Genomic DNA, 807 nt, shown 5'->3' with positions numbered 1-807 from the left:
ATCGTAGGGAGCAACGGTATAAGCTGCGGTGGTAAAGTAACAACCGGTCACATTATCCGTCACCCTAAAGGTATAATCCCCAGGTACGCTAAGGCTATAAGTAGCAGTAGCTCCAGCAACCGAAGTCTGTACCCCATTGGGGTTGCCCAAGGGCAACAGCTCAAAGGTAAAGTCGCCCGATCCGCCAGTAACCGTTAATTCAACCGCTTCATCATTGGTACAGGTTATTGCGGTTAGTTGAGAAACTTGAACATCCGTGATGACAGGTAGCGGAGCTATCGTCTGTGTTGGAAGATTAAACGTACAGCCATTGGCATCACGTATAGTTATATCATAATTGCCTGCAGTAGTCACCGTATGCGTAAATACGTTGCCTCCGGTAGACTTAAAGGCACCACCGTTCACACTATAGGAATAATTGGGCGTTCCAGTTCCAACCCCAATGCTGACTTCTATGGAGGCCGATTCTGTGCCATTGTCCACATTACAGGAGAAGTCGGTTACATTGGTAATACTGGCAGATAAAGCCGCAGGCTCACCAATAATTACGGTTTGGAAATCGGAGCAACCCCTATCCGAGCTAACGGTAATGGTATAAGTACCCGCTGCCAAGCCCGTGAACAATCTGCTGTTCTGGGTGATAGGCGGATTGGTACCGTCGTCCAAGGTAAAGGTATAGGGCGGATTGTCATTGGAAGCATCTAGGAGTACCTCAATGGAACCGTCCGTTCCTCCATTACAGGAAACATCTTCCTTGCTAGTGGTAAACACCACAGGTGTGGCAGTTTCCAAGGAAACGGGCACTTG

Annotated in this window: 1 protein-coding gene; it reads right to left on the bottom strand. The window is 48.5% G+C overall.

Features of this window, described 5'->3' with window-relative positions; genetic code table 11:
- Positions 1–807: SprB repeat-containing protein (locus F1E73_RS17155; protein ID WP_150452681.1), on the bottom strand; the 807-nt coding region annotated here is incomplete at both ends.

This window comes from Arenibacter lacus (genome assembly GCF_008711145.1).
Classification (GTDB): domain Bacteria; phylum Bacteroidota; class Bacteroidia; order Flavobacteriales; family Flavobacteriaceae; genus Arenibacter; species Arenibacter amylolyticus.
This window is presented reverse-complemented; position numbering and strand designations above follow the sequence as displayed.